This is a genomic window from Acerihabitans sp. TG2 (assembly GCF_035013185.1).
Lineage (GTDB): Bacteria > Pseudomonadota > Gammaproteobacteria > Enterobacterales > Enterobacteriaceae > Acerihabitans.
Genome location: NZ_JAYGJO010000068.1, coordinates 1 through 3,027, shown reverse-complemented (window position 1 = coordinate 3,027; position 3,027 = coordinate 1). Strand labels below are relative to the sequence as shown.

Here is a 3,027-nt window from a genome sequence, read left to right as displayed (position 1 = left end):
CGTTCATGATTATAAAACCATTGCCATTCTGTTGCATATTGCTGTAACTCATCCAGCGTACTAAACAAGTATTGCCCCAGCCAGTCATAACGCACAGTCCGGTTATATCGCTCAATATAGGCATTCTGCTGAGGTTTACCGGGCTGAATAAACTTAAGTGTTATATCCCGCTCATTAGCCCATGATATTAATGCCTGGCTTGTATATTCAGGCCCGTTGTCACACCTTATTGTAGCCGGTTTCCCTCTCCATTCAATGAGTTGCTCAAGTACTCTCACCACTCGACAGGCGGGGAGTGATAAATCCGCCTCAATGGCCAATGCTTCACGATTAAAGTCATCAATAATATTCAGTAAACGGACAGAGCGACCATCTGAAAGTTGATCGTGCATAAAGTCCATTGACCAGCATTCATTGCTGTTTACTGGGACAGCCAATGGCTCGGGGTTTTCACGCTGTAGCCGCTTTTTCGGCTTTATACGCATATTAAGCGATAGCTCGCAGTAAATACGGTAAACCCTTTTGTGGTTAAATCCGAAGCCTTTTACATTGCGCAGATACAAAAAGCACAGGCCAAATCCCCAGTTGCGTTGACTGTCAGTGACACGAAGCAGCCAGTCCGCAATAACTTCATTTTCTTCGTTCAGTTTTACCTGATAGCGATAGCAACTTTCGCTAACGGCAAATAATTGGCAGGCGGAGCGAACACTGATCCCTCGACACCTGACCGCTTCCTGTGCCATCTGCTTTCGATGCGATGGCTTCACCACTTTTTTGCCATTGCCTCCTGAATGATTTCAGCTTTCAGGCGTTCTTCGGCATACATTTTTTTAAGACGCCGATTTTCGTCTTCCAGTTCCTTCAGGCGAGTCATCATGGAGGCATCCATCCCCCCAAAGCGTGAGCGCCACTTGTAAAAACTGGCATTACTCATGCCATGCTCGCGGCACAGTTCAGAAACCGGCGTTCCGGCCTCAGCCTGCTTAAGAATGGCCATGATTTGGCTGTCGGTAAAGCGTGATTTTTTCATAGAGATCTCCCCGGTTCAGATTACGAGAAAATTCCACTTATGAACACACTGCTTTTTCGGGGGGATTACCATTAAATCATACCATAAAACAAATGGTTACAGTTTACACCACATTATATTTATCCAATAATATCTTAACGGAATCAACTCACTATTTTTTCGTGACTGCGCGGCAGGGTCTTGTACACTCCTAAAAAGCTTTCTCATACCTAGTTTCAAACACTAGGGGCCAGATTTCCCGCAAGAAGTCTTTGCTGCATATACTCATTTTTTGCCACGAGTAACTGACTTTCAGCCGTGAATATCTAACATTCCGTCAAAACAACTTTATAGTGTGCAGGGTATAATTATACCTCACGGTTAGTGATTGTTTAATGTGAATTACATTGTTTAGTGCCGGTTATTTACCGTTTCCAATTATCAGAAAATAGATAACTACTGACATTGTTCAAATGATTAACAATATTGAGGGGGATGAATTCTATTATAACTGTCACTTCACTTTGCGGTATCCCGCATCATAAAAAGCCTCAACATCTGCATAGCTCGATAGGACAAATATACTTAAACCGTTGGTTTTAGTTTAAATTTATTCCCGTCCGCCCCGGCGATCAGCCCAGTGCTGCAATCGCACTCATTACCCCCATCGGTCCCATCCATCTACCGATTCCCTTACAAACAGCTCAATGCGCGGAATATCGCCAAGTAGTCTTACCAAATTATCTCTTACTGCTGGTGGCTTAGCGCTGTGCTCAAGTCGCGGCGCAGTAATGTACTGACAAATTGATGCGTCCATGCGTGCTGGAAGTTTACCGCGCACCGCAAGAGACAATCCTCAGTATTGATCCTACCCAGGATTACCTGGCCTCTCCCGGTATCATTCAGTCATTTGATCCCGCCGCGGTAACCTGCGTCGCTCAAATAGTCATTATGGGGATAGAGGGAGGTAAGCAAGTAAGCCTTCCGTTGCTGGTGGATGTTCCAGTTGTATCCCCGCGCGGCGGTGGCGTTACGCTGACATTCCCGGTAAAAACCGGCGACGAGTGCCAGCTTATTTTTAATGATCGCTGTATCGACTTCTGGTGGCAATCCGGCGGAGTTCACCGATCGGTTACCTATCAAGAGGCGGCACGACAATAACACTGTTATCAATGCCGCTAAAATCAGGGTAGGTTGTCACCGTGGGTAATGTTTTGTTGCGCCTGATTTCCTGTATTGGCGATAGATATAGGCCCTTCGTTTGGGGTAACCAAAGACCTCAACCCTCGTGCACCGGGTGCCCGACCGGGCGTGACAAAAATTGTTCTGGTGGGGAAATCATCCGTGGCCGGCACGGTGCTTTTGAATACGCCTTTAAATTCCTTGCCAACTGTGGTTACTGGCTCTGCTACCAGTGCCCGGATTGTCAGAAACAAACCGGGATAATTTCATGTGACGAACTTATACAAAAGAATTTCTACTATGGCCGCTTGAATCCAGGTTTGCCGTTCATTGCACGCCATTTTATTACTTCGTTAATAATCCCATCAATCCCGTCCCCTTGTTCTCTATTGGGGTAATAAATTAAGTCAGAACCAAGAGGATGTTCTGTGATCGCCTCAAAATGATTCACTAACTTATCAATGTAGCTTGCTAAAGTATCGCCAGAAAGTGTTGATTCTCGAACGTGAAATTCATTCAAAAACTCTCTAAATTCTTGCTCAGTGTAATCTTCAAATCTATTTAGAAATTTCATATTAATATTACCCATTATTTGAGTGTGTTTCTATATGTCTTTTAGGTGTAAGAATTCTTATATTATCGATGTTATAGACTTCTCCACCTTTGCTGACGAGACTAATATGATGTAGCTCGAATTTTCTTCGTTTCCCAACTTGCTCAGCTTTTATGGAGAATGGCGCAACTCCTTTCTCTATAGCTTCGACATTAAATTCTGAGAATTGATTAACTAACTCAGGGTTTTTACTTACTTCAATCCAAAAAGATGTTCTGAAAGC

2 protein-coding genes and 3 pseudogenes are annotated in these 3,027 nt (G+C 44.1%); 1 reads left to right on the top strand and 4 read right to left on the bottom strand.

From position 1 onward, the window contains the following. Positions 1-1,030 (bottom strand): IS3 family transposase gene (locus SJI19_RS24395; RefSeq protein WP_323480825.1). Its coding sequence is split into 2 segments (ribosomal slippage), with 1,031 coding nucleotides annotated over them: positions 1-778 and positions 778-1,030; the frame shifts between segments, so codons are not numbered across the junction. This gene is flagged as partial in the annotation. A 637-nt stretch (positions 1,031-1,667) separates the two neighbouring features. Next, a pseudogene (locus SJI19_RS24390) lies at positions 1,668-1,879 on the bottom strand (MT-A70 family methyltransferase); the annotation flags it as partial. On the opposite strand from SJI19_RS24390, the pseudogene SJI19_RS24385 reads away from it, so the two are divergent. Then, positions 1,862-2,143 (top strand): annotated as a pseudogene (locus SJI19_RS24385) (Gp138 family membrane-puncturing spike protein); the annotation flags it as partial. The pseudogenes SJI19_RS24390 and SJI19_RS24385 sit on opposite strands and share 18 nt — an antisense overlap. A gap of 346 nt (positions 2,144-2,489) precedes the next feature. On the opposite strand, the gene SJI19_RS24380 reads toward SJI19_RS24385, so the two are convergent. Together SJI19_RS24380 and SJI19_RS24375 are read right to left on the bottom strand one after the other, a co-directional pair. Next, positions 2,490-2,765 (bottom strand): bacteriocin immunity protein, encoded by a 276-nt coding sequence (locus SJI19_RS24380; protein WP_323480824.1) that lies wholly within the window; start codon positions 2,763-2,765, stop codon positions 2,490-2,492. Positions 2,766-2,772: 7 nt separating this feature from the next. After that, a pseudogene (locus SJI19_RS24375) lies at positions 2,773-3,027 on the bottom strand (HNH endonuclease); the annotation flags it as partial.